Source organism: Variovorax paradoxus, from assembly GCF_000834655.1.
Taxonomy (GTDB): Bacteria; Pseudomonadota; Gammaproteobacteria; order Burkholderiales; family Burkholderiaceae_C; genus Variovorax; species Variovorax paradoxus_F.
This window is the reverse complement of record NZ_JXQQ01000052.1, coordinates 42,370-64,369: the sequence shown is the minus strand read 5'-3', so window position 1 is coordinate 64,369 and position 22,000 is coordinate 42,370. Positions and strand designations below refer to the sequence as shown.

The window sequence follows — 22,000 nt, the reverse complement described above, 5'->3', positions numbered from 1 at the left end:
CGCTACCCGTCGATCAACGCACCTTGCGCGACGAAGGCTTGTTGATCGGCTTGCCGCTGCCGTTGTCCCGCGGTGGGAGGCCTGTGTGCTGCGTGAGCATGCGGCCCTTCGACGGCTCCACAGGCGCGAGCCTGACCGGCGCCGCGGCCTTGGCCTTGGCCTTGGACGCGACAGCCGGCGCGGAGGTCGAGTTCTTGCGCCGCGCGCTCGTGTAGCCGCCATCGGTCAGCGGCTGCCACGTCGGGATGAGGTGGTGCTTGCCGTTGCCGATCAGGTCGGCGCGGCCCATGCTCTTCAAGGCTTCGCGCAGCAGGGGCCAGTTGTTGGCGTCGTGGTAGCGCAGGAACGCCTTGTGCAGGCGGCGGCGCTTGTCGCCGCGCACGATGTCCACCGTCTCGCTCTCGCGCGTGATCTTGCGCAGCGGGTTCTTGTTGGTGTGGTACATCGTCGTGGCCGTGGCCATCGGGCTCGGGTAGAACGTTTGCACCTGGTCGGCGCGGAAACCGTTCTTCTTGAGCCAGATCGCGAGGTTCATCATGTCCTCGTCGCTGGTGCCCGGATGCGCGGCAATGAAGTACGGAATGAGGTACTGCTTCTTGCCCGCCTCGGCCGAGAACTTCTCGAACATCTGCTTGAACTTGTCGTAGCTGCCGATGCCGGGCTTCATCATCTTGGTGAGCGGGCCCTGCTCGGTGTGCTCGGGCGCGATCTTGAGATAACCGCCCACGTGGTGCTGCACCAGCTCCTTGACGTACTCGGGCGACTGCACGGCGAGGTCGTAGCGCAGGCCCGAGCCGATCAGGATCTTCTTGATGCCGCGCAGCGCACGCGCGCGGCGGTAGATCTTGATGAGCGGGTCGTGGTTGGTGCCCAGGTTCGGGCAGATGCCGGGGTACACGCAGCTGGGCTTGCGGCACGCCGATTCGATCTCGGGGCTCTTGCAGCCGAGGCGGTACATGTTGGCCGTCGGGCCGCCCAGGTCGGAGATGGTGCCGGTGAAGCCGCTGACCGAATCGCGGATGGCCTCGACCTCCTTGATGATCGATTCTTCGGAGCGGCTCTGGATGATGCGGCCCTCGTGCTCGGTGATCGAGCAGAAGGTGCAGCCGCCGAAGCAGCCGCGCATGATGTTCACGCTGAAGCGGATCATTTCCCACGCGGGGATCTTGGTCGTGCCATCGTGGCTGCCGTTTTCGTCGGCATAGCGCGGGTGCGGGCTGCGCGCATACGGCAGGTCGAACACGTAATCCATTTCCGCCGTGGTGAGCGGGATGGGCGGCGGGTTGATCCACACGTCGCGCGCCGTGGTGCCCTCGCCGTGCGCCTGAACGAGCGCGCGAGCGTTGCCGGGGTTGGTTTCCAGGTGCAGCACGCGGTTGGCGTGGGCGTAGAGCACCGGGTCGCTGCGCACCTGCTCGTACGAAGGCAGGCGGATCACCGAGCGGTCGCGCGGCGGAACTGCGATCTTGCCGCGGCTTTGCAGCGCGGGGTTGGGCATGAAGGTCAGCGGCTTGATGGCCGGATTGACAGCAGGCGAACCCGCTTCTTCTGCCGCCTTGGCCACGTCCTTCGCCTCGTCTTCCTTCGCGCAGGTGGCGCCGTTGGCCTTGGCCTGGTCGGACACCATCAGGTACGGGTTGACGTGCGCCTCGACGCGGCCCGGCTCGTCCACGCTGGTGGAGTTGATCTCGAACCAGCCCTCGGGCGTTTCGCGCCGCACATAGGCGGTGCCGCGCACGTCGGTGATCTGCTGCACCGGCTCCTTGGCGGCCAGGCGGTGCGCGATCTCGACGATGGCGCGCTCGGCGTTGCCGTACAGCAGCAGGTCGCACTTGGAATCGACGACGATGGAGCGGCGCACCTTGTCCGACCAGTAGTCGTAGTGCGCGATGCGGCGCAGCGAGCCTTCGATGCCGCCCAGGATGATCGGCACGTCGTTCCAGGCTTCCTTGCAGCGCTGCGAATACACGATGGCCGCGCGGTCGGGGCGCGAGCCGCCGATGTCGCCGGGGGTGTAGGCGTCGTCGCTTCGGATCTTCCGGTCTGCGGTGTACCGGTTGATCATCGAATCCATGTTGCCGGCGGTCACGCCGAAGAACAGGTTCGGCTTGCCCAGCACCTTGAAGGGATCGGCACTCTGCCAGTCGGGCTGGGCAATGATGCCCACGCGGAAGCCCTGTCCCTCGAGCATGCGGCCGATCACCGACATGCCGAAGCTGGGGTGGTCGACGTAGGCGTCGCCCGTGACCACGATGATGTCGCAGCTGTCCCATCCGAGCGCGTCCATCTCCTTGCGCGAAGTCGGCAGGAACTTGGCCGTGCCGAAACGGGCCGCCCAGTACTTGCGGTAGCTGGTCAGCGGCTTGGCGGCGCGCGCGAAAAAGGAGACGTCGACGGGGGCGTTCATCGTGGGAGTGGACAGGGCCGTGGCGGCGCTGTGGTGGGCAACCCTCGATTTTAGGGTTTTCCAGCATCCCTGTCGCGACAAACATCCAGTGACCGGGCGGTGTCACAGCCATTGATTGGTTGCCAAAGTCAATCAATCAAATGACAATGGCAACCATGTCCACGTCCTCACCCACCGTCGACCCTGCCGCCGTCAAGGCGATCCGGCAGTTCAACCGCTTCTATACGCGCCAGATCGGCGCGCTCGATCCATACCTCGGCAGCGACATGTCGCTGACCGACGTGCGCGTCCTGTACGAGCTGGCTCACCGCGAAACGGCGGTCGCCAGCGAGATCGGCCGTGACCTCGGGCTCGATGCGGGCTACATGAGCCGCATCCTGCGCCGCTTCGAATCCGCGGGCTGGCTCACGCGCGAGCCTCATGCGCGGGATGCCCGGCAAAGCGTGCTTCGCCTGACCGAAGCCGGCCATGCCGCATTCGCGCCGCTGCAACAGAAATCGCGCGACGAGGCCGCCGCCCTGCTCTCGCCGCTCGCTCCGGCGCAGCAAAACCAACTGGTGCAGGCCATGGGCACGATGCAGTCGCTGCTCGACCCCGCAGCCGCGCCCGCCAGGCAACAGGCCGCGGTCCTGCGCGACCCCGCGCCCGGCGACATCGGCTGGGTCGTCCAGCAGCACGGGGAGATCTATGCGCGCGAATACGGCTGGGACAGCAGCTTCGAGGCACTGGTGGCGCAGATCGCGGGGGATTTCCTGCTCAAGTTCCAGCCCGAATGGGAGCGCTGCTGGATCGCCGAACTGAACGGCGAACGCATGGGCTCCATCTTCGTGGTGCGCAAGTCGGCTGGGGTGGCGCAGCTGCGTCTGCTGATCCTGTCTCCAGCGGCGCGCGGGCTGGGCCTGGGCGGCAAGCTGGTCGACGAATGCATCGCCTTCGCACGCCGCAAGGGCTACAGGAAGATGGTGCTCTGGACCAACAGCTGCCTCTCGGCCGCGCGCGGCATCTATGCCAAGCGCGGCTTCCAGCTCACCAAGTCGGAGCCGCACGAAAGCTATGGCAAGCAGCTCGTGGGCGAGACTTGGGAGCTGAAGCTGTAGCGCCGCTTCCTGGCTTCTGGCTTCTGTCTTGCTCCTTCCCCTCCCGGGGGAAGGCTGGGATGGGGGCAGGCGGCGCGTGAAAAGCCGCCGAAGATTGACAGGCCGCGAGCCCCCTCCTTCGAAGGGGAAAGAGAAAGAAAAAATCCCTACTGCATGAACCAGCCGTGGCTCACCACCAGCGACTGGCCTGTCAGCGCGTTGGTCGGGAAGCCCGCGAACAGCAGCGCCACGCGCGCCACGTCTTCCGTGGTGGTGAATTCGCCATCCACCGTTTCCTTGAGCATCACGTTCTTGACGACTTCTTCCTCGCTGATGCCCAGCGTCTTGGCCTGCTCGGGAATCTGCTTCTCGACCAGCGGCGTGCGCACGAAACCGGGACAGATCACGTTGGCGCGAACGCCATGCTTGGCGCCTTCCTTCGCAACCGTCTTCGCGAGGCCGATGAGACCGTGCTTGGCCGTGACGTAGGGCGCCTTCAGCAGCGACGCTTCCTTCGAGTGCACCGAGCCCATGTAGATCACGCTGCCGCCGCGGCCCTGCGCGTACATGTGCTTGAGGCACGCCTTGGTGGTGAGGAACGCGCCGTCCAGATGAATGGCCAGCATCTTCTTCCAGTCGGCGAAGCTGAATTCCTCGACCGGATGCACGATCTGGATGCCGGCGTTGCTGATGAGGATGTCGATGCCGCCGAACGCCTTGGCGCCCTCTTCGACCGAGGCATTGACCTGGTCTTCGTTGGTCACGTCGACCGCCACGCCGATGGCTTGCGCGCCGGTGGCCTTGAGCTCCGCTGCCGTGGCATCTGCCGCGTCCTTGTTCAGGTCGGCAATGATGATCTTGGCGCCCTCCCGAGCGAAGAGGATCGCGATTTCCTTGCCGATACCGCTGGCCGAACCGGTGATGTAGGCGACCTTGTCCTTGAGTTGCATGGTGAATGTTCCTTGGGGTTGGGATGAAAAGAAGACAGCAAAAAATCGGGCGCGGCCGTCAGGCGAGGTAGTCGTGCTCGACGGCGCCGAGCGCGAGCGTCATGTCGGCGATGTAGTGCACCGCCGATTCGACCTTGCGCACCGGCAGGTCGGCCACCGGCGCGAGCGCATGCGGATGCAGTTCGAGCGAGGCCGGCGCGGTCCATGCGCCGTGCAGCGTGACATCGATCATGTGATAGCGCACCAGCTCGCAGATGCGGGCCGTGCCGTCGACGTGCGGAATGATCTTGAGCAGGAAGTTCGGCTGCGCGATGCCCGCCAGAACCGGCGCGGGATCGAGCGCGCGGTGCTTGAAGCCCATCGTGGCCTTAGCCACGCGCACCTTGCCGTAGTCGAGCGTGCCGACGATCACGTCGGTCTCGTAGTCGAGCACCGGCGAGGCGAGTTTCTTCGGAAAGCCCCAGAGCTCGCGGCCGCCGGCAATCGGTGGATGGTCGTTCAGGTACATCGCATGCACGTACGCGCCCTGCTCCACGCCCTTGGCGGTGCGCAGTTGCACCGGAATGACCTGGCCCGACTCGGTGTAGTCGCCGAAGCCGGTGGAGTCGGGCATGCGGATGAATTCGTACTTCACCAGCGGCTCGACCACTTCGAGTGGCTCGGGCACCACGGCGCGCAGCGCGTCCAGGTCGGTGCGATAGGTCACGATCAGAAATTCGCGGCGCACGAACCGGTACGGTCCGGGCGGAAAGGCGGGGCTGGTGAGCGGCATGGCGAACGCCTGCCTCCGTACATCTTCAATGTTCATGAACATTTCCTCCTGTGAAGCGAGCGATCCAGTCTGGCGCTGGTTTCTTAGTCGAAGCTGAATCGTCCCGTTCAGCGCGACAGGCCCGGCCGCTTGACCCGGCCCGAGCCGTGGTCGCCCAGGTCGAAGGTGGTCACGCCGTTCACCGTGGCATCGGCGCGCAGCGTCTCCGGATGCGCGAGCGTCACCCGCATGTCGCGCGCGCCCGATTCCCAATGCTCCTCGACCGCGGCGCGCGAGAACTCGTAGTCCTTCGACTCGAGCTCATAGGGCTTGTCGCGGTAGATCAGGTGAAAGATGTCGATGGGCTCGTGCGTGAGCTGCGACTGCACCGCAAGCACGCTCGGGTCGTTGCGCAAGCTCGCCGGCAGCTTGGTGATCAGATCGGCAATGGCCTGCTGGAGGTTCATGTTGGCCGCCATCGCATCGGTGTTCATCCGGGTGCGGCTCGAATAGGTGATGTCCTTCTGCCGCTCCATCACGCCCGCCATGGTGCGAGGCATCTCGCCACGCGCATTGAAGAGGTCCACCTGCAGCACCACCAGCGGTTCGTTGCGCGGATGGAGATCGAGCACGTACTGCAGCGGCGTGTTCGAGACGATGCCGCCATCCCAATAGTCGTCGCCGTCGATGTGCACCGGCGCAAAGCCCGGCGGCAGCGCGCCACTGGCCATGATGTGCTCGGGCCCGATGCGCTGGCGCGTGTTGTCGAAGTACACCGAGTTGCCGGTGCGCACATTGACCGCGCCCACGCTGAAGCGCGCTTCGCAGGCGTTGATGCGGTCGAAATCGATGAGCCGCTCCAGCGTGGCCTTGAGCGGCGAGGTGTCGTAGTAGCTCAACAGCGGCGCCGCGCCGCCCAACAGGAGGGCCGGCGAATAGCGTGGCTCGAAAAATCCTGGAATGCCAACCAGCGAAGCCATCGTGGCGCTGTACTGGTTCTGAGTGGCCCGGTCGCCGAGCCATGAAGGCAGTCGCTGCGAAGGGCCGGAGGACACCAGGTGCCAGAACTCGCGCAGCCGATCGACCCGGTGCTCGGGCGCGTTGCCTGCGATCAGCGCCGCATTGATGGCGCCGATCGAGACACCCGCGATCCAGTGCGGCTGCAGCTCGGTCTCGCTGAGTGCGGCGTACACGCCCGCCTGGTAGGCACCGAGCGCGCCTCCCCCTTGAAGCACCAAGGCCTTGCGGGCCTGCCGCATGTCCTCGCGGCGTGCCGCGAAAGGATTGAGGGAGGGGGAGTCGGAGGGAGATGCCGCACGGGTCTTGTTCTTCGGGGTCGTCGTCATGCATTCATTTGACACCACCCCCGCGACAGCAACCTGACCGGCGGCCTAAGCCCCCGGCCCTCTCCCGAGGAAGATCACATCTTCGGCAGCATCTGCCCGCGGATCTCGCCGCCCGGGTTGGCGGCGGTGTGGATATTCGCGTACCACTTGCCCGCCACGAGGTCGGCGGCCTGGGCCGGCGTGAGCGTGGCCTGGCCTTCGATCGGGCTGGCCGCATTGGCGAACGGCAGCACCACGCCTGCATTGGCGCCGGCCGCAGCAGGGCCGTGGAAATGCGCCGCTGTGGCAGGGCCGCTCAGGCCGGTGTAGGTGATCTTGTACTTGAGGACGTTGGTGTCCCGATTGAGCCAGGCTTCGGCCATGCCGCTGCCGCGCGTCATGTTGGGCGGGACTTCGCTGGCCGCGTTCATCGCGCCGCTGAAGCTGGCGGTGTTCGACTTGGACATCATCCCGCAGCCGACCAGGGCAGCACTGGCCACGCCGGTGATGAGGGCTGCGCGCAAAAGGGTGCCGTATTTGGTCATGAGCTTTATCTCCTGGGTTATGAAAGCCTCCACAGCATAGGCAGCGCGCGCCCCCCGCCGTGTCGGCCACCACCCCGACTTTGCAGGCCCGCCACAGAGTGAAAGAGAATGCAACGATGACCTCCCAAGCCCTCCCTGCTGCCCGCGTAGTGGTCGACTTCTGGCGCGACGCCGGCCCGTCGCGCTGGTTCGCCAAGAGCGACGCATTCGACGCTGAATTTCTCTCGCGCTTCTCGGCTGCACACCAGGCCGCCGCCCGCGGCGAACTCGATCACTGGACCGACGACGCCGCAGGCACGCTGGCCCTTCTCGTGCTGCTCGACCAGCTGCCGCGCAACGCCTGGCGCAACAACCCGCACATGCTCGCCACCGACGGCCTTGCGCTGCGCGTGGCAAAGAAAGCGATCGAGGCAGGCTTCGACCAGCAGTTCGAAACAGCGCTGCGCGCGTTCTTCTACCTGCCCTTCATGCACTCCGAAGTGCTTGCCGAGCAGGAGCGCTCGGTCGAACTCAATGCGGCGCTCGACGCCAACACACAGCGCTTTGCCGTGCTGCACCGGGACATCGTCGCGCGCTTCGGCCGCTTTCCGCACCGCAACCGGATGCTCGGTCGCAGCAGCACCGCGGAAGAACAGAAGTTTCTCGACGAAGGCGGCTTCGCGGGTTGACCCTGGCCCTCAGGCGTCGTTTTGCGCCAGGGGCACGTCGCGCGTTGGCGACGGGTTCGCATCGGGCAGGCCCGCCTTTTCCTTGTCCTTCATCGAGCCGTAGGTGCGCGCGTAGACCCAGGTGAACTCGGCGCCCAGGAGGAAGATCTGCGCCGAGTAGTACACCCACACCAGCACCACCACCAGCGAGCCCGCGGCGCCGTAACCCGACGCCACGCTGCTCTTGCCGATGTAGAGGCCGATCAGGTGCTTGCCCACGGTGAACAGCAGCGCCGTCACGGCCGCGCCCACCCACACGTCGCGCCACTGAACCCTTGCGCGCGGCATGATCTTGTAGATCATCGCGAAGATCACCGTCACCATCGCGAAGCTGAAGACGAAGTTCACCACCTGAGCCAGGCTCTCCCACGCGCCGAACATCGGCGACCACCACTTGCCCAGCGCCGCCAGCGCGGCGCTCGCCACCAGCGACACCATGAGCAGGAAGCCGATGCCCATGATCATGCTGAACGACAGCAGCCGCACCCGCAGCAGGTTGAATATGCCCGAGCTCTTGGCGCGGGCCGGCGCACGCCAGATGCGGTCGAGCGCATCCTGCAGTTCGCCGAAGACCGTGGTCGCGCCGACCACCAGGAGCCCGATGCCGATCACCGTGGCCACGATGCCTTCGGCCGGCTTGTTCACCGCCTGCAGCATGCCCTGCACCGCGGCCGCACCCTGCGCGCCCATGAGGCCCGAGAGCTGCGCGAAGATCTCGCCGCGCGCGGCCTCCTGCCCGAAGACCAGGCCCGCCACCGCGATCACGATCAGGAGCAGCGGCGCGATGGAAAACACCGTGTAGTACGCGAGCGCCGCCCCCATGCTGGGTGCGTAGTCGTTCGACCACGAGGCGAAGGCCCGTTTGCAGAGATCGAAGAGCGCGCGGATTTGCATGAGCATGGAGTGTCCCTGTTGCTTCGGTCGGGCTTGTCAGCCCGGTGCCCGGCATCTTGCAGGCCTGCCTACGATAATCGCATCCACATGCACCCGCCCCTCTCCGACGCGGCAGCGCCAGAAGCGCTCTCGCAGCTCCAGCCCCAGCCCCGGTCGCCAGGCGACCTTTTTGTTTCATTCACCTGGCTCGCGCTGCAGGGCTTCGGCGGTGTCCTGGCCATCGTCCAGCGAGAGATGGTCGAGAAGAAGAAGTGGCTCACCCCCGAGCAGTTCCTTGAAGACTGGGCCGTGGCCCAGGTGATGCCCGGGCCCAACGTGATCAACCTGGGCCTCATGATCGGCGACCGCTACTTCGGCCTGCGCGGCGCCCTTGCCGCGGTGGCGGGCATGCTGACCATCCCCCTTGTCGTCATCCTCGCGCTGGCCGTGCTCTATGCGCACTACGCGGGCAACCCGCAGGTGGCGGCGGCGCTGCGCGGCATGGGGGCGGTCTCGGGCGGGCTGATCGCGGCCACGGGCATCAAGCTGATTCCGCAACTGCGCAAGCACCCGCTGGGCTTTCCGGTCTGCCTTGCGTTCATGGCGCTGGTGTTCGCGGCGATCGCGGTGTTCAAGGTGCCGCTCGGCTGGGTGCTGCTGGTGGTCGGCGGCGTGGCCTGCGTCTGGACCTGGAAGAGGATCGCGCCATGAGCGCGCGCCGGGCCGCCCCAAGCAAGCTCGCACCGCAGCCGAAGGCGGAGGTTTTCGAATGACCATCGCGATGCAGTGGCACGACTGGCTCGCCCTCTTCGGCCAGTACCTGCTCCTTTCGCTGCTGTCGATCAGCGGCGCCATCACCACGGTGCCCGACATGCATCGCTACCTGGTCACCCAGCACGGCTGGCTCACCGATGCGCAGTTCAGCTCGTCGGTCGCCATCGCCCAGGCGGCTCCGGGGCCCAACGTGCTGTTCGTCGCGCTCATGGGCTGGAACGTCGGGCTCAACGCGGGCGGCGGCATCGGCGCCGGGCCGATGGCATGGCTGCTCGGATTCTTCGGCCTGATGGTGACCATGGTCGGCATCATGGTGCCCAGCACCACCCTCACCTACTTCGCCACCCGCTGGGGCCACCGCAACCGCACCCGCCGCGAAGTGCGCGCCTTCAAGCAAGGCATGGCGCCGGTCGTGGTGGGCCTCCTGATCGCCACCGGCTGGGTGCTGGCCGCGGGTAACCATGCCGGCGACGCGCCTGCCTGGCATCTGTGGCTCCTGACCGGCGTGGCCGCGCTTATCGTCTGGCGCACGCGCCTTCACCTGCTCTGGCTGCTGGGCGCGGGCGCATTGCTCGGCGCCGTGGGCTTCGTCTGATCCTTCCCTTCGCTTTTCTTCTTCAGGAAACTTCGTCATGTCGCAACTTCGCCCGCTCGGCCGCTCCGGCCTCCTGGTTTCGCCGCTCGCCTTCGGAGGCAACGTGTTCGGCTGGACGGTCGACGAGGCCGCCTCGTTCAAGCTGCTCGACGCCTGGCTGGACGCGGGCTTCAACTTCGTGGACACCGCCGACGTCTACTCGGCCTGGGTGCCGGGCCACACCGGCGGCGAGTCGGAAACCATCATCGGCAAGTGGCTCAAGCAGAGCGGCAAGCGCAACCGCGTGGTGCTGGCCACCAAGGTCGGCAAGCCGATGGGCGAAGGCAAGGTGGGCCTCGCGCCCAAGTACATCCGGGAAGCGGTCGAGGCCTCGCTCAAGCGCCTGCAGACGGACTACATCGACCTCTACCAGTCGCACGACGACGACGCCAACACGCCGCTGGAGGAATCGCTCGGCGCCTTCGATGCGCTCATCAAGGAAGGCAAGGTGCGCGCCATCGGCGCCTCCAACTACACGGCGCCCCGGCTGGCCGAGGCGCTGGACGTGTCGGAACGCCTGGGCATCGCGCGCTACGAGAGCCTGCAGCCGCTCTACAACCTGTACGACCGCGCGGTGTTCGAGGACGAACTGGAGCCGCTCTGCGTCAAGCGCGAAGTGGGCGTGATCAACTTCTACGCGCTCGCGGCCGGCTTCCTCACGGGCAAGTACCGCACCGAGGCCGATGCATCGAAGAGCGCGCGCGGCGCCAACACGACGAAGAAGTACCTCAACGAGCGGGGCCTGCGCATCCTCGATGCGCTCGACAAGGTGGCGCAGCAGTACAACGCCAAGCCGGGCCAGGTCGCCATTGCCTGGCAGATCGCACGACCGGGCGTGACCGCGCCGATCGCCAGCGCAACCTCGATCGCGCAGCTCGAAGAGTTGGTGGTCGCCACGCAACTGAAGCTCGACGCGGGCACCATCGAGATGCTCGACCGCGCGAGCGCGGAGACGGCAGCGGCCTGAACCGTTTCCGGCGATGAGCAGCAACCTCTTCGATTCGATCGCCGCGCCCTCGCTCGAGCACTTCGCCGACCTGCGCGTCGAGGTGGGCGTGCCGCAGGTGCTGGGCCGGAGCGCGCGGGGCCTCCGGCGCGTGGTGCCCATCACGGGCGGCGAGGCGTCGGGCCACGGCTGGCGCGCACGCGTGCTGCCCGGCGGCAGCGACTTCCAGTTGATCGTGAGCGACACGCTCTCCGAACTCGACGCGCGCTACGGCCTCGAGACCGATGCGGGCGACCTCATCTACGTGCAGAACCATGCGGTGCGCTCGGCCGCGCCGGACGTGATGGCCAAGCTGATGCGCGGCGAGCCGGTCGATCCGGCACAGGTCTACTTCCGCTGCAATCCGCGCTTCGAGACGGCCTCGCCCACGCTGCAATGGATCAACGAACGGATGTTCGTCGGTGCCGGCGTCAGGCACCCGGCCGAAGTCGTGATGCGCTTCTTCTTGCTTGCCTAGCTTTTAGCCGTCGACGGGGTTCAGCGGCGTCGCAAGAATCCGCTGGTAGAACGCCACGTCGAGCCAACGGCCGAACTTGAAGCCGGCCTGCCTCACCGTGCCCGCGTGCTCGAAACCGAGCCGCTCGTGCAGGCCGATGCTGCCCGCGTTCGCGGCATCGATGGCGCCGACCATCACATGCACGTCGCGCGCGATCGCCTCGTCGATGATCGCCTCCATGAGCGTGCGCCCGAGCCCCGCGCCGCGATGGCCGGCCTCGACGTACACCGAGTGCTCGACCGTGTACTTGTAGGCGGGAAAGGCCCGAAAGGTGCCATAGCTCGCAAAGCCCATGAGCTTGCCGTTCTCGTCTTCCGCGCCGATCACCGGGAAGCCGTTGGCGCGCTTGGTGGCGAACCACCCAACCATGTTCTCGAGCGTGCGCGGCTTGTAGTCGTAGAGCGCGGTGGAGGTGACGATGGCGTCGTTGAGGATGGCGAGGATGGCGCCGGCGTGGGCTTCCTCGGTGCAGGCAATGAGGCGCATGGCGCTTCTCCGTCGTTCAATATAAGAGAATAATAATCTCATATGAGAAACGAATCACCCCCTCCCGGCGACGCCTCCGGCCACATCGATGCCCTTATCGCTACCCGGCTGCTGGCGCTGCGGCAGGCCAAGGGGCTGAGCCTGGCCGAACTGGCGGAGTTGTCGGGCGTGAGCAAGGCGATGATTTCGAAGGTGGAGCGTGCGCAGAGCAGCCCCACCGCCGTCCTGCTGGGCCGGCTGGCCGCGGGCCTTGGCGTGTCGCTGGCCCAATTGCTCACCGAGGAAAAGGAAAGCCCCCAGCGGCTTCGCACAAAGGCCGCGCAGGAAGTCTGGCGCGACCCCGACGCCGGCTATCTGCGCCGCCAGGTCGCCGAGCGCCGCGCGGGCAGCGGCGTGGAACTGGTGGAGGTCGAACTGCCTCGGTCGGCACAGGTCGGCTATCCACGGTGGAGCGGCAAGCCCTATCGCCAATGCCTCTGGATGCTGCAGGGCGCGCTGCAGGTCGACTACGGCGACGAGCGATTCGAACTGGCGCCCGGGGATTGCCTCGACTTCGGCGTGGACCGGCCGCTGGTCTTCAAGGCGCTGGGGCGCACGGCCTGCCGGTACCTCCTGGTCGCGTGCCCGGACTAACCCATCGGTAGGCACGCTCCCACACGCAGAGGCGGTCAGCGCCGGTTGGGGGCGGACGGCACGTGGGGATACTGCAAGGCATCTCAGCTACCGGAGGACATGATGTCTTTTGCGCTTTACATGGTCGGTTTCCTGATTTTCCTGGGCGGCATCGCCTGGGGTGCCTCAGTGGCGGGCGTTCCCACGCTCTACATCGGCATCGGCGCGCTGATCCTCCTGGGCATCGGCATCTTCAGCGCGGTGGGCCGCACACGCAGCAAGGATCCCTCCTGATGCGCTGACCCTGCGGGTCGAGTTCACACAGGCTTCACGCCGCCCGCACATGGCGTAGCTAACTTCGCACGCGCACCACACACCGTGGTGCGCGTTGCTTCAGTCGGCTGCCATGCACTCCTCTACTTCCTGCCTCTTTTCCCCTCTCTCCACTTCGTCCACGGCGCGTTGCCCCGCGCCGACCACCCCGAGCGGTGGCCTGGCAAACATCAGGGTGGACCTGCTCGTCGTCGGTGCGAGCTTCGCGGGCCTCGCCTGTGCTCGTGCCGCGGCCCTGGCCGGCTTGAGCGTGATGGTGCTGGAGAAAAAAGCCAGCGCCGGCGCCAAGCTCCACACCACCGGCATCATCGTGAAAGACGCGGTGGACAGCGTCCCCTGGCTGGCCGAGGTGCCACCCGCGCTGGTTCGGCGCATCGAAGGCGTGCGGCTCTACGCCCCGAACATGCGGCACGTCGACCTGCATGCCCCCGGCTACTGGTTCTGGGCCACCGATGCGCCCGCGCTGCTCGACTGGATGGTGGATTCGGCCCGCGCCTCTGGCGTCGATGTGCGCCTGGGCACGCTGTTCGAGCAGGCGCTGTGGATGAACGACCGGTGGGAAGTCCCGGTGACGCACGGCCCCTGCATCACCGCCACCTACCTCGTGGGCGCCGACGGCCCGCATTCACGCGTCGCCAAGGTGTTGGGCCTCTCGCGCAACACGCGCTTTCTCTACGGCGTCGAGCACGAATACCAGGGCGCCCGCATGGCGCCCGACCTCCTGCACTGCTTCATCGACCGCAAGCTCGCCCCGGGCTACATCGGCTGGGCGCTGGACGGCGTGGGCGTGAGCCAGATCGGTCTCGCGCGCCGCACGGGGCAGAACGATGCGAATGCGCTGCGGCTCGCGCCTTTCCTGAAGAAGATCGAATCGGTGGTGTCGCCGGGCGATGCGCCCCCGGTGGCCGTGCGCGCCGGAATGATTCCCTGCGGCGGCGTGCTTCCGGTCGTGGCGCGCGAACGGGCGCTCCTGGTGGGCGATGCGGCGGGCATGGTGTCGCCCGTGACGGCCGGCGGCATCCACACCGCGCTGCAGCACGGCGAGCGTGCGGGCGAGGCGGTGGCGCGCTTCGTGCGCGGCGAGGTGGACGACCCGGCGACGTGGTTCGTGCGCAGCTACCCGCGCTTCGTGCTCAAGCGTTCGCTGCGCTGGGCCTTCGACCACTTCCAGAGCGACTGGATGTTCAACCACCTGCTCGGCACGCCGCAGATGCGGCGCATGGCCGAGCTCGTGTACTTCCACCGCAAGGGCGGGCCGCTGCCCAAGCAGGACTAGCGGGAGATCAGGCGCTGCGCTGGCGCATCGCCTCGTAGAGGCACACGCCGCTGGCCACCGAGACGTTCAGGCTCTCGACCGCGCCGGCCATCGGGATGCTCACGAGCTCGTCACAGGTCTTGCGGGTCAGCTGGCGCATGCCTTCGCCCTCGGCGCCCAGCACCAGCGCCAGCGGGCGCTTGAGGTCGCTCTGGTAGATCGTGCCCGGCGCATCGTCGCTCGTACCCACGCACCAGATGTTGCGCTCCTTGAGCTCGTTGAGCGTGCGCGCGAGATTGGTCACCATGAAATACGGCACCGTCTCGGCCGCGCCGCTCGCCACCTTGGCCACGGTGGCGTTGATGCCGGCCGCATGGTCCTTGGGGGCGATCACCGCATGGGCGCCGGCACCATCGGCCACGCGCAGGCACGCGCCCAGGTTGTGCGGATCGGTCACGCCGTCGAGCACCAGCAGAAGCGGCACGGTGCCGGCCTCCTCCAGGCCTTCGAGCAGTTCGTCAAGCGAATGGATTTGCGCCGTGGGTTCGACCCGCGCCGCCACGCCCTGGTGGCCGTGGCTGCCGCTGAGCTTGGCAATGCGCAGGCTGTCGGCCTCGACCAGCCGCACGCCGGCTTCTTGCGCACGCGCGATGAACTGTTTCATGCGCGCATCGCGCCGGCTGGCATCGAACAGAACCTCGAGCACCGATTTCGGCGCGGTCTTGATTCGCACGCCCACGGCATGGAAGCCGAAGATCACTTTGGGGGAAGACATCCCCCGATTATCCCTACCCCCAGGCTTGCCCACTTCGTGTGGCCCGACAGAGCCGGTTCCGCGGTGTCTCCCCTTCAGGCGATAGGGAGGCCGCTGAGCGCGCGCGTGCGCCCGTCGTGCAGTTCCCGCACCGCCTGCGCGTTCGGATGCACCCGCTCGGTGTTGCCGACGCTCTCCAGGTACTGGCAGGCGGCGTGGCCTTCGGCGGCCTTTTCGTACTGCGCGATCCAGGCGTCGCGCGCGGGGAGCCTCTCGGGCGAGACGGGCCACACGCCCGGCTGCGGCCGCATGTGTTCGCCGATGCCGATGCGCCAGGGCTTGGCGCTCAGGCGGGCGCGAAAGCAGTTCTGGTTGCGGCACATGCGCGCATAGACCTTGTCCACGCCCAGCGCCTGGAAGCAATCGGCCACCGTCATGTCGGTCGGGCTGAAGACATCGTGCATCGCCAGCAGGCGAAAGCCCGCGGGCGTGCAGTAGACCCGCAGGTGCCAGTCCGGATGCTGGTGCACGAAGCGCCCGATGCGCTCGATCGCCCGCTTCTCGGGCGCGGGGCTGGTGCTGGCCTCACCGCGCTTCTTCGCCAGCCCGATGCGGTAAGCGACGACGAAGACCACGATGGCAGCGATCAGCCCGCCCAACCAGGTCTTGGCTGTCCAGCCACCGACGATGCCCGCGATGAGCGCCGGCACCAGCGCAAAGCCGAACACGCTGCCGCGCAGGGGCTCATCGAAATCGATGTCGACGAACAGCACGTCGGGCGTGTTCAGGCAGCGCGCACCGTAGCCGTTGCGGGTGACGACGCTCTCGCCCTGCCGCTCGACGATTTCCTCGCGGATCGGCACGCCGTCGGCGCCGTTGTAGGCCAGCTTGCGCTCGCGGCGCTCGAGTTGTTCGCCGCTCACGATGCGGTCGAAGGCGTCGCGCGTGCGCTGGTCGGCGTGGGCCTGCGCGGCCAGCGGGCTGTCGTCGGACCAGCCGTAGCGCCGTACCGTGATCTGCTTGCCCGCCGTGCGCTCCTGGATGCGACCCTCGGCCCAGAACTGGGGAACGATCATCGCGTCAGGCGCCTTTGACGAAATACAGCCAGGCCAGCGCCGCGACCAGCAGGACGAGGACGACGGGCAGCCACTTGAAACCACCTTGCGGGACCCTGCCCGGCTCGGCCATCGGATTCGTCGGAATGCTCGATGACACGTGCCCAAAATCGCCGGCTGCCGGGTTCTGGTGGTTCTCGACCAGCCGCTTGGCCTCGGCCAGGCCAAGGCCTGTGGCCTCGCGCGTGAGGCGGATGGCCTCGACCTTGTTGCCCTTTGCGAGCGCCGCGAGCGCCGCCGGCGGCACCGCCGCAGGCCCGTTGCCCTGCATGCCCGCACCCTCGGGCTCGCCGCGGCCCCAGTCGCCCTCCTGCCAGTCCGCGCCCCCGCCTTCGCCATTGGCGTAGCGCTCGACGGCCTCCTTGGACGACTTGAGATCCATGCCGGTCTGGTCGCGCACGATCTTGATGGCCTCGATCAGGTTGCCGCGCTGCAGTGCCGCGACGGCTTCGGGTGGAAGCTTGTCCATGAACGTCTCCTCTGGTTGTTGCGCTCTTGGGCGCGTCTTCGGTGCTCAGGCGGCCTGCTCGACCGTCGAGACCGGCGTTTTTTCGTTGAGCGACACGCGCCCCGCCTCGATGGTGATGCGGCGCTCGCAGCGGGATGCGATGCCGCGGTCGTGGGTGACAAGCACCAGCGTGGTGCCCAGTTCGCGGTTGAGGTCGAACATCAGCTTCATCACCTGCTCGCCCGTCGCGAAGTCGAGGCTGCCGGTGGGCTCGTCAGCCAGCAGCAGGGCCGGCTGCACCACGAAGGCCCGCGCGAGCGCCACGCGCTGCTGCTCGCCGCCCGAGAGCACCTTGGGGTAGTGGCCCAGGCGCTGCCCGAGGCCCACGCGGCCGAGCATCTCGGTGGCGGCCTTGCGTGCGTCCTTGCGGTTGGCCAGCTCCAGCGGCAGCATCACGTTCTCGAGGGCGCTCAGGTTGCCCAGCAGCTGGAAGCTCTGGAACACGAAGCCCACGCGCTGTGCGCGCAGGGCGGCGCGTTCGTCCTCGTCGATGGCGAAGATGTCGTCGCCCGCGAGCTTGACCGTGCCGCGCGTGGGCGTATCAAGCCCCGCGATGATCGACAGCAAGGTGCTCTTGCCGGAGCCCGAGGCGCCGACGATGGCGGCGGTTTCCCGCGCGCCGAGGGTGAAATCGATGTCCTGCAGAATGTCCAGCGTGCCGGTCGAATCGGTGACGGACTTGAAGACATGCTCGACGGCGACAATGGCATCAGACGGGGGTTGGGACATGGAAAGGCTTTGGTTTTGAATCGACGTGACTTTATCTTGACTACCGCCGCACTAGGCGGTGCGGGCAGCGCGGGAACATGGATGGCCGCGGCGCAGGCCCAGGCCACCAACGCGGCCGGCAAGCCGGTCATCCTGGTGCTGGGCGATTCGCTGAGCGCAGAGTACGGCTTGAAGCGCGGCGAAGGCTGGGTACCCTTGCTGGAAAAAAGGCTTGCCCAGCAGAAGATCGCGGCCACCGTGGTCAACGCCAGCATCAGCGGCGACACCAGCTCCGGCGGACGCGCGCGCTTTCCCGCCCTGCTCGCGCAGCACAAGCCCAGCCATGTCGTGGTCGAGCTCGGCGCCAACGACGCGCTGCGCGGCCTTCCGCTCTCGGACACCGAGAGCAACCTGCTGCAGATCACCAAGGCCGCGCAGGCCGCCGGCGCAAAGGTGCTGATCGTCGGCATCCAGGTGCCGCCGAACTACGGCGGCGATTACACGCGGCGCTTCGAGGCAGTGTTCTCCAAGGTGGCGAGCGCGACCAAGTCGGCGCTCGTGCCATTCCTGCTCAAGGGCGTCGCCGACGCGCCCGATGCGCTCTCGCTGTTCCAGGCCGACCGCATCCACCCGACGGCCGTGGCGCAACCGCAGTTGCTCGACAACGTCTGGCCCGAACTGCGCAAGCTGCTTCCGAAATAAGGCCGCCGGCGCGCAAGAAAAAAGCCGCCGCAGGCGCAGGCCTGCGGCGGCTTTTCGATGGGGACGCCAGGAGCGGATCAACCGTTCTTGGTGGGCAACTCGGGCACCGTGGGGGGATCGCGTTCGAGCGATGCCACGTCGGTCTCCGGATCTCCGGGAGCCAGCCCGTCGCTGCTCGGGCTGAGCTTGCGGTACTGCTTCTCGCGGAGCTTGTCTTCCTTCTTCTTCTTCTTGGCCAGCTCTTTCTGGCGCTTCTCGTAGCCGTAATTTGGTGTTGCCACTGCTTCTCCTTGAGGCGAGACAGTCACCGTGACTGTGCGTCGCCTACTGTAAGCGATAACGGTGCGGTCTCAAGGCGCAGCGCCGGGCTGCGTTTCGAACTCGAACAAACCTTGCAAACCGGGGTAGCGCCGATGCATGAACCAGCCCATCGCACCCGCGCCGGCCACCATGGCCAGGACCGTCGCGGCCACCATCCAGCCGATGTGTTCGCCCACCGGCCAGAGAACGATCACGGCCAGCACCGGCACCAGCGCGGCGAGCGTTGAAAGCCACATCCAGCGCCTCGGCCCGGGCATGGGCTCCCAGGTTTGCGGATCGATGCCGGCATCGATGAACACCTCGGCGTCGAAGCGCAGGCGGGGCCTGGGCTGGGTAGCCAGATGCAGCAGCAGCGCGCGCAATAGTGCAGCCCGGTTGCGAAAGCGAAGGACTCGGCCCGTGTCCACGGTCAGCGCCAGGGGCAGCCTCACCTCACCCGGTTCACCACCTCGCGCGGCCTGCTGGAAGACCAGCCGCTTGACGATGGCATCGCTCGATGCGAACTCGGTTTTCACGTCGCAGAAGCCCGTGGGTGCGCGGCATGCATGGCGCCACGCCAAGACCCGTGGCGATGCAGGTTCGCCCCATCGCATGCCTTGCGCGTCGATGCGGAACATCCTCTCGCCAACCCTCGGAAGCTGGCGCAGCAGGTACCAGATGCCGCCGCCCAGCAACAAGAAAAGCAAGAGCGCCAGCAGAACGACAACGGCTTCGTTGCCGCGTGCATTGGACCAGTCTTCCTGCAACACCGCGGCCGAGGCCAGTCCCGCCGCGATCGACGCGAGAAGCGCCACGAAGCCGCCGATGAAGAGGCGCGTGCCGCGCAGGTCGGGCACGCCTTCCAGCGGGCCAGCCTGCGCCAGCGCCTCCAGCACATGCGCCGGCACGGTCAACACGCGCGGTGCGACGGACTGCGGCGCAGCGGGCGGCGCGGCGTGCCGGCCCTTGCGATTTTTTCGTCCCACGTGAGCGCGTCGGCTCCTACATCCGCACCAACGCCTGCTGCAGGTCGGCACGCAGGTCGTCGACGTCTTCCAGACCGACCGAGAAGCGCACCAGCGTGCCCTTGTACGGCCAGCGCGCCACGTTCGCGTCGCGCATCAGGCCGATGTCGTACGGCACCACCAGGCTGATGGGCCCGCCCCACGAGTAGCCCAGACGGAAGAGCTTCAGGCTGTCGCAAAAACGATCGACCTGCTCGGAGCTGTAGCGCTCGTCGAACACGACCGAGAACAGGCCGGCGGCCAGGTCGGTGGCGCCGCACAACGCGCGCCAGTTGGCATGGCCCGGCGAGTCTTCGAGCGCGGGATGCAGCACCTGCGCAATCTCCTCGCAGCCGTTGAGCCAGCCGGCCAGTTCGCGCGCCGCGCGGTCGTGCGCGGCATAGCGCAGGCCGATGCTCGGCAGCGAGCGCAGCAGCGTCTCGACGTCGCCCACGCCGATGCCGAAGCCGATGCGCATGTGCGCGAGCTTGAGCGCGCGGTGCAACCGTTCGTCGTTGGTGACCACGCTGCCCATCAGCACGTCGCCACCGCCGCTCGGGTACTTGGTGAGCGCGTGAACCGAGATGTCGACGCCCTGCCCCGTGCCGTTGAAGTCGAAAGGCGCGAAGGCGAGGCCGGCGCCCCAGGTGTTGTCCAGCGCCGTCACGACGCCCCGTGCGCGGCACACGTCCACGAGCGCGGGCAGGTTCGGGAATTCCATCGTCACCGAGCCGGCCGCCTCGAGCCACACCAGCCGCGTGCGATGCGAGATCTTGGCCTCCAGGTCGGCCGGATTCATCGCGTCGTACAGGCGGTGGGTGATGCCGAAGTTGGCCAGTTCGCCCGTGGCCAGCGCCTTGTTGGGGCCGTAGGCGTTGTCGGGAATCAGCACCTCGTCGCCGGTCTTGAGAAACGCGAACGAGACCAGCGAAATGGCCGCGAGGCCGCTGGGCACGAGCAGGCATTCGGTACCGCCTTCGAGCGTGGCCAGGCGCTCCTCGAGCGTGAACGTGGTCGGCGTGCCGTGCAGGCCGTAGGTGTAGCCGGCCTTGGTCTTCCAGTCGCGCGCACGCATGGCGGCCACGTCGGAGAAGAAGACGGTCGATGCCTTGAACACGCCGGGCTGCGGCGCGGCGAATTTGGCGGGCGGGGTGTAGGGGTGATGGATCAGGGTCGTCGAAGGCTTGCTCATGTGCCGATGCTAGCGCGACTGGCACGCGGCGCGGTCCCATCGCACAATGCGCCGATGGGCTACAGCCTGTTCCAGCCGGGTCTCGCAGCATGCAACTGACGCGGCTCCCTCCTCCCCACTTGCAGCCATTCATCAAACTGCTGTGGGCTTCGTCGCCCGATGACGCATCGATCGATCGGCCAGGCGCGCGCGAGCATGTGCTGCCCACCGGCGGCATGCACCTGGTGTTCCGGCTGTCGGGCCCGCCGCTGAAGCTGTTCGGCGGCGCCGACGACATGCGCGGCCAGACCTGCGGCTACGCGATCGTCGGCGGTGCGCGTGCCGCCTCCTACATGCGCGACGTTTCGGTGGCGACGCGCTCCGTCGGCGCGCAGTTGCAGCCCGGCGCAGCGCGTGCCCTGCTCGGTGCGCCCGAAGACGCACTCGCCAGCCAGCACACGCCGCTCGATGCGCTGTGGGGCGCGCGGCAGACCGATGCTGCGCTCGAGCAGGTCCACGCGGCCGGCGGCCTTGAACGCCAGCTGGCGGTTTTCGAGGCCCTGCTCGCCCGGCGTGTCATCGACGCGCTCAGCGCCGGCCTGCGTGGCCTGCATCTGGCCATCGCTGCGACGCTCGGACCGTTGGCGCACGAGAACCCGTCGATCGCCGGGCTGGTGACACGCAGCGGCTACAGCCACCGCCGCTTCATCGCGCTGTTTCGCGGCGCCATCGGCCTCAGCCCCAAGGAGTACGCACGCGTGATGCGTTTCGACCGCGCGCTGACGCTGGCCGGCGACCCGGCGCAAAGCTGGGCCGAGATCGCGCTCACCGCCGGCTACAGCGATCAGGCCCACCTGAGCCGCGAGTTCTCCGCGCTGGCGGGCATGTCGCCGCAGGCGTGGCGGCGGACGGGGCCCGCCTCGCCGCGGCATGTGCCGGCGGATACGGCAGCAGGTCAAATTCGTTCAAGACGTTAGCGGCGCGGCGCTCCAGAATCGGCGCCACGACAACTGCTTCTCTCTCTCGAAAGGCAATCCAACATGGCAATCCACGAACTGTTTCCGTACCTCTGTGTCGACGATGCCGGCGCGGCCATCGACTTCTATTGCGAGGTTTTCGAGGTGAAGGAGATCTTCCGCCTCACCGAGCCCAGTGGGCGCATCGGCCACGCGGAGCTGGATTTCCACAACGGCGCAATCCTGATGATCTCGGACGAGTTCGCCGAATACAACATCCGCAGCGCCAAGACGCTGGGCGGCAGCGCAGTGACGCTGCACCTGCACGTGGACGATGCGGATGCGGTGGTGGCGCGGGCCGTGGCGGCCGGCGCGACGCTCGACATGGCGCCGCAGGATCAGTTCTACGGCGAGCGCTCGGGGGTTTTTCGCGATCCCTTCGGCCACCGCTGGAACGTGGGCCACAGCATCGAAAAACTGACGCCGGAAGAGATGCAGCGGCGCTATACCGCGATGCTCACTTCCGGCGACGGGTCGTGCCAGGGCTGATCA

General features: G+C 67.3%; 26 protein-coding genes. 12 read left to right on the top strand and 14 right to left on the bottom strand.

The genetic code is table 11. From position 1 onward, the window contains the following. Positions 1-13: 13 nt before the first annotated feature. Positions 14-2,407 (bottom strand): YgiQ family radical SAM protein, encoded by a 2,394-nt coding sequence (locus RT97_RS21745; RefSeq protein ID WP_042580902.1) that lies wholly within the window; start codon positions 2,405-2,407, stop codon positions 14-16. A gap of 155 nt (positions 2,408-2,562) precedes the next feature. On the opposite strand from RT97_RS21745, the gene RT97_RS21740 reads away from it, so the two are divergent. Continuing rightward, positions 2,563-3,504 carry a bifunctional helix-turn-helix transcriptional regulator/GNAT family N-acetyltransferase gene (locus RT97_RS21740; RefSeq protein ID WP_437184104.1) on the top strand — a complete coding sequence of 314 codons (942 nt, stop codon included), beginning with the start codon at positions 2,563-2,565 and terminating at the stop codon, positions 3,502-3,504. Between the two features lie 146 nt (positions 3,505-3,650). Here the strand turns inward: RT97_RS21740 and RT97_RS21735 are convergent, their stop codons facing one another. From RT97_RS21735 to RT97_RS21720, 4 genes are all read right to left on the bottom strand, one after another. Continuing rightward, positions 3,651-4,433 (bottom strand): 3-hydroxybutyrate dehydrogenase, encoded by a 783-nt coding sequence (locus tag RT97_RS21735; RefSeq protein WP_042580900.1) that lies wholly within the window; start codon positions 4,431-4,433, stop codon positions 3,651-3,653. A gap of 58 nt (positions 4,434-4,491) precedes the next feature. Next, complete coding sequence (locus RT97_RS21730; RefSeq protein ID WP_042580933.1) at positions 4,492-5,241, bottom strand: acetoacetate decarboxylase; 750 nt, start codon at positions 5,239-5,241, stop codon at positions 4,492-4,494. Between the two features lie 71 nt (positions 5,242-5,312). Further along, the gene (locus RT97_RS21725; protein WP_042580899.1) at positions 5,313-6,530 is read right to left on the bottom strand and encodes a patatin-like phospholipase family protein; all 1,218 of its coding nucleotides are present in this window, start codon (positions 6,528-6,530) and stop codon (positions 5,313-5,315) included. Between the two features lie 74 nt (positions 6,531-6,604). Continuing rightward, positions 6,605-7,054, bottom strand: coding sequence for a CHRD domain-containing protein (locus RT97_RS21720; protein ID WP_042580898.1), 450 nt, complete (start codon positions 7,052-7,054; stop codon positions 6,605-6,607). Between the two features lie 116 nt (positions 7,055-7,170). Here RT97_RS21720 and RT97_RS21715 point away from each other — a divergent pair, with 116 nt between their 5' ends. After that, positions 7,171-7,722, top strand: coding sequence for a DUF924 family protein (locus RT97_RS21715; RefSeq protein WP_042580897.1), 552 nt, complete (start codon positions 7,171-7,173; stop codon positions 7,720-7,722). A 9-nt stretch (positions 7,723-7,731) separates the two neighbouring features. Here the strand turns inward: RT97_RS21715 and RT97_RS21710 are convergent, their stop codons facing one another. Further along, complete coding sequence (locus tag RT97_RS21710) at positions 7,732-8,661, bottom strand: YihY/virulence factor BrkB family protein (protein WP_172672236.1); 930 nt, start codon at positions 8,659-8,661, stop codon at positions 7,732-7,734. Between the two features lie 81 nt (positions 8,662-8,742). Here RT97_RS21710 and RT97_RS21705 point away from each other — a divergent pair, with 81 nt between their 5' ends. The 4 genes from RT97_RS21705 to RT97_RS21690 are packed head-to-tail and all read left to right on the top strand — an operon-like array spanning position 8,743 to position 11,505. Continuing rightward, complete coding sequence (locus RT97_RS21705; RefSeq protein WP_042580896.1) at positions 8,743-9,345, top strand: chromate transporter; 603 nt, start codon at positions 8,743-8,745, stop codon at positions 9,343-9,345. 58 nt (positions 9,346-9,403) lie between these two features. Then, positions 9,404-10,003: a chromate transporter gene (locus tag RT97_RS21700; RefSeq protein ID WP_042580895.1), complete on the top strand. Its 600-nt coding sequence runs from the start codon at positions 9,404-9,406 to the stop codon at positions 10,001-10,003. Between the two features lie 37 nt (positions 10,004-10,040). Then, positions 10,041-11,009, top strand: a complete 969-nt coding sequence (locus RT97_RS21695; RefSeq protein ID WP_042580894.1) for an aldo/keto reductase — start codon at positions 10,041-10,043, stop codon at positions 11,007-11,009. A 13-nt stretch (positions 11,010-11,022) separates the two neighbouring features. Continuing rightward, a complete protein-coding gene (locus RT97_RS21690; protein ID WP_042580893.1) occupies positions 11,023-11,505 on the top strand; it encodes a DUF3237 domain-containing protein in 483 nt (160 codons plus the stop codon). Positions 11,506-11,508: 3 nt separating this feature from the next. On the opposite strand, the gene RT97_RS21685 is transcribed toward RT97_RS21690, so the two are convergent. Further along, positions 11,509-12,030: a GNAT family N-acetyltransferase gene (locus RT97_RS21685; RefSeq protein WP_042580892.1), complete on the bottom strand. Its 522-nt coding sequence runs from the start codon at positions 12,028-12,030 to the stop codon at positions 11,509-11,511. Positions 12,031-12,072: 42 nt separating this feature from the next. Between RT97_RS21685 and RT97_RS21680 the strand changes: the two genes are divergently transcribed. The 3 genes from RT97_RS21680 to RT97_RS21670 all read left to right on the top strand — a co-directional run bounded on the left by RT97_RS21680 (position 12,073) and on the right by RT97_RS21670 (position 14,251). Next, complete coding sequence (locus tag RT97_RS21680; protein WP_042580891.1) at positions 12,073-12,663, top strand: helix-turn-helix domain-containing protein; 591 nt, start codon at positions 12,073-12,075, stop codon at positions 12,661-12,663. A gap of 102 nt (positions 12,664-12,765) precedes the next feature. Further along, positions 12,766-12,936, top strand: coding sequence for a hypothetical protein (locus RT97_RS33495; RefSeq protein WP_042580931.1), 171 nt, complete (start codon positions 12,766-12,768; stop codon positions 12,934-12,936). 214 nt (positions 12,937-13,150) lie between these two features. Then, positions 13,151-14,251 (top strand): NAD(P)/FAD-dependent oxidoreductase, encoded by a 1,101-nt coding sequence (locus RT97_RS21670; RefSeq protein ID WP_253278284.1) that lies wholly within the window; start codon positions 13,151-13,153, stop codon positions 14,249-14,251. Positions 14,252-14,258: 7 nt separating this feature from the next. Here RT97_RS21670 and rlmB read toward each other — a convergent pair whose 3' ends face one another. From rlmB to RT97_RS21650, 4 genes are all read right to left on the bottom strand, one after another. Beyond that, positions 14,259-15,005, bottom strand: a complete 747-nt coding sequence (gene rlmB / locus RT97_RS21665) for a 23S rRNA (guanosine(2251)-2'-O)-methyltransferase RlmB (RefSeq protein WP_042580890.1) — start codon at positions 15,003-15,005, stop codon at positions 14,259-14,261. A 74-nt stretch (positions 15,006-15,079) separates the two neighbouring features. Next, positions 15,080-16,060: a hypothetical protein gene (locus RT97_RS21660; RefSeq protein WP_042580889.1), complete on the bottom strand. Its 981-nt coding sequence runs from the start codon at positions 16,058-16,060 to the stop codon at positions 15,080-15,082. A gap of 4 nt (positions 16,061-16,064) precedes the next feature. Next, complete coding sequence (locus tag RT97_RS21655) at positions 16,065-16,568, bottom strand: ribosomal protein L7/L12 (RefSeq protein WP_042580888.1); 504 nt, start codon at positions 16,566-16,568, stop codon at positions 16,065-16,067. 45 nt (positions 16,569-16,613) lie between these two features. After that, positions 16,614-17,336 carry an ABC transporter ATP-binding protein gene (locus RT97_RS21650; RefSeq protein ID WP_042580887.1) on the bottom strand — a complete coding sequence of 241 codons (723 nt, stop codon included), beginning with the start codon at positions 17,334-17,336 and terminating at the stop codon, positions 16,614-16,616. 81 nt (positions 17,337-17,417) lie between these two features. Here RT97_RS21650 and RT97_RS21645 point away from each other — a divergent pair, with 81 nt between their 5' ends. Continuing rightward, positions 17,418-18,017 (top strand): arylesterase, encoded by a 600-nt coding sequence (locus RT97_RS21645; RefSeq protein ID WP_080898379.1) that lies wholly within the window; start codon positions 17,418-17,420, stop codon positions 18,015-18,017. A 77-nt stretch (positions 18,018-18,094) separates the two neighbouring features. Here the strand turns inward: RT97_RS21645 and RT97_RS21640 are convergent, their stop codons facing one another. The 3 genes from RT97_RS21640 to RT97_RS21630 all read right to left on the bottom strand — a co-directional run bounded on the left by RT97_RS21640 (position 18,095) and on the right by RT97_RS21630 (position 20,513). Next, positions 18,095-18,298 (bottom strand): hypothetical protein, encoded by a 204-nt coding sequence (locus RT97_RS21640; RefSeq protein WP_042580885.1) that lies wholly within the window; start codon positions 18,296-18,298, stop codon positions 18,095-18,097. A gap of 69 nt (positions 18,299-18,367) precedes the next feature. Next, entirely contained in the window at positions 18,368-19,303 is a 936-nt protein-coding gene (locus tag RT97_RS21635; RefSeq protein ID WP_155403858.1) for a hypothetical protein, read from the bottom strand. 16 nt (positions 19,304-19,319) lie between these two features. Beyond that, positions 19,320-20,513 (bottom strand): PLP-dependent transferase, encoded by a 1,194-nt coding sequence (locus RT97_RS21630; RefSeq protein WP_042580883.1) that lies wholly within the window; start codon positions 20,511-20,513, stop codon positions 19,320-19,322. Positions 20,514-20,602: 89 nt separating this feature from the next. On the opposite strand from RT97_RS21630, the gene RT97_RS21625 reads away from it, so the two are divergent. Beyond that, positions 20,603-21,469 carry a helix-turn-helix domain-containing protein gene (locus tag RT97_RS21625; RefSeq protein ID WP_042580882.1) on the top strand — a complete coding sequence of 289 codons (867 nt, stop codon included), beginning with the start codon at positions 20,603-20,605 and terminating at the stop codon, positions 21,467-21,469. Positions 21,470-21,532: 63 nt separating this feature from the next. Further along, positions 21,533-21,997: a VOC family protein gene (locus tag RT97_RS21620; RefSeq protein ID WP_042580881.1), complete on the top strand. Its 465-nt coding sequence runs from the start codon at positions 21,533-21,535 to the stop codon at positions 21,995-21,997. Positions 21,998-22,000 lie beyond the last annotated feature (3 nt).

Bases quoted from the DNA above. Each gene is read 5' to 3' on its own strand.
- RT97_RS21660 (WP_042580889.1), bottom strand. From the start codon at position 16,060: ATGATCGTTCCCCAGTTCTGGGCCGAGGGTCGCATCCAGGAGCGCACG.
- RT97_RS21625 (WP_042580882.1), top strand. From the start codon at position 20,603: ATGCAACTGACGCGGCTCCCTCCTCCCCACTTGCAGCCATTCATCAAA.
- RT97_RS21710 (WP_172672236.1), bottom strand. From the start codon at position 8,661: ATGCTCATGCAAATCCGCGCGCTCTTCGATCTCTGCAAACGGGCCTTC.
- RT97_RS21705 (WP_042580896.1), top strand. From the start codon at position 8,743: ATGCACCCGCCCCTCTCCGACGCGGCAGCGCCAGAAGCGCTCTCGCAG.
- RT97_RS21720 (WP_042580898.1), bottom strand. From the start codon at position 7,054: ATGACCAAATACGGCACCCTTTTGCGCGCAGCCCTCATCACCGGCGTG.
- RT97_RS21690 (WP_042580893.1), top strand. From the start codon at position 11,023: ATGAGCAGCAACCTCTTCGATTCGATCGCCGCGCCCTCGCTCGAGCAC.
- RT97_RS21685 (WP_042580892.1), bottom strand. From the start codon at position 12,030: ATGCGCCTCATTGCCTGCACCGAGGAAGCCCACGCCGGCGCCATCCTC.
- RT97_RS33495 (WP_042580931.1), top strand. From the start codon at position 12,766: ATGTCTTTTGCGCTTTACATGGTCGGTTTCCTGATTTTCCTGGGCGGC.
- RT97_RS21650 (WP_042580887.1), bottom strand. From the start codon at position 17,336: ATGTCCCAACCCCCGTCTGATGCCATTGTCGCCGTCGAGCATGTCTTC.
- RT97_RS21620 (WP_042580881.1), top strand. From the start codon at position 21,533: ATGGCAATCCACGAACTGTTTCCGTACCTCTGTGTCGACGATGCCGGC.
- RT97_RS21695 (WP_042580894.1), top strand. From the start codon at position 10,041: ATGTCGCAACTTCGCCCGCTCGGCCGCTCCGGCCTCCTGGTTTCGCCG.
- RT97_RS21700 (WP_042580895.1), top strand. From the start codon at position 9,404: ATGACCATCGCGATGCAGTGGCACGACTGGCTCGCCCTCTTCGGCCAG.
- RT97_RS21680 (WP_042580891.1), top strand. From the start codon at position 12,073: ATGAGAAACGAATCACCCCCTCCCGGCGACGCCTCCGGCCACATCGAT.
- RT97_RS21745 (WP_042580902.1), bottom strand. From the start codon at position 2,407: ATGAACGCCCCCGTCGACGTCTCCTTTTTCGCGCGCGCCGCCAAGCCG.
- rlmB (WP_042580890.1), bottom strand. From the start codon at position 15,005: ATGTCTTCCCCCAAAGTGATCTTCGGCTTCCATGCCGTGGGCGTGCGA.
- RT97_RS21655 (WP_042580888.1), bottom strand. From the start codon at position 16,568: ATGGACAAGCTTCCACCCGAAGCCGTCGCGGCACTGCAGCGCGGCAAC.
- RT97_RS21725 (WP_042580899.1), bottom strand. From the start codon at position 6,530: ATGACGACGACCCCGAAGAACAAGACCCGTGCGGCATCTCCCTCCGAC.
- RT97_RS21715 (WP_042580897.1), top strand. From the start codon at position 7,171: ATGACCTCCCAAGCCCTCCCTGCTGCCCGCGTAGTGGTCGACTTCTGG.
- RT97_RS21645 (WP_080898379.1), top strand. From the start codon at position 17,418: ATGGCCGCGGCGCAGGCCCAGGCCACCAACGCGGCCGGCAAGCCGGTC.
- RT97_RS21630 (WP_042580883.1), bottom strand. From the start codon at position 20,513: ATGAGCAAGCCTTCGACGACCCTGATCCATCACCCCTACACCCCGCCC.
- RT97_RS21740 (WP_437184104.1), top strand. From the start codon at position 2,563: ATGTCCACGTCCTCACCCACCGTCGACCCTGCCGCCGTCAAGGCGATC.
- RT97_RS21735 (WP_042580900.1), bottom strand. From the start codon at position 4,433: ATGCAACTCAAGGACAAGGTCGCCTACATCACCGGTTCGGCCAGCGGT.
- RT97_RS21730 (WP_042580933.1), bottom strand. From the start codon at position 5,241: ATGAACATTGAAGATGTACGGAGGCAGGCGTTCGCCATGCCGCTCACC.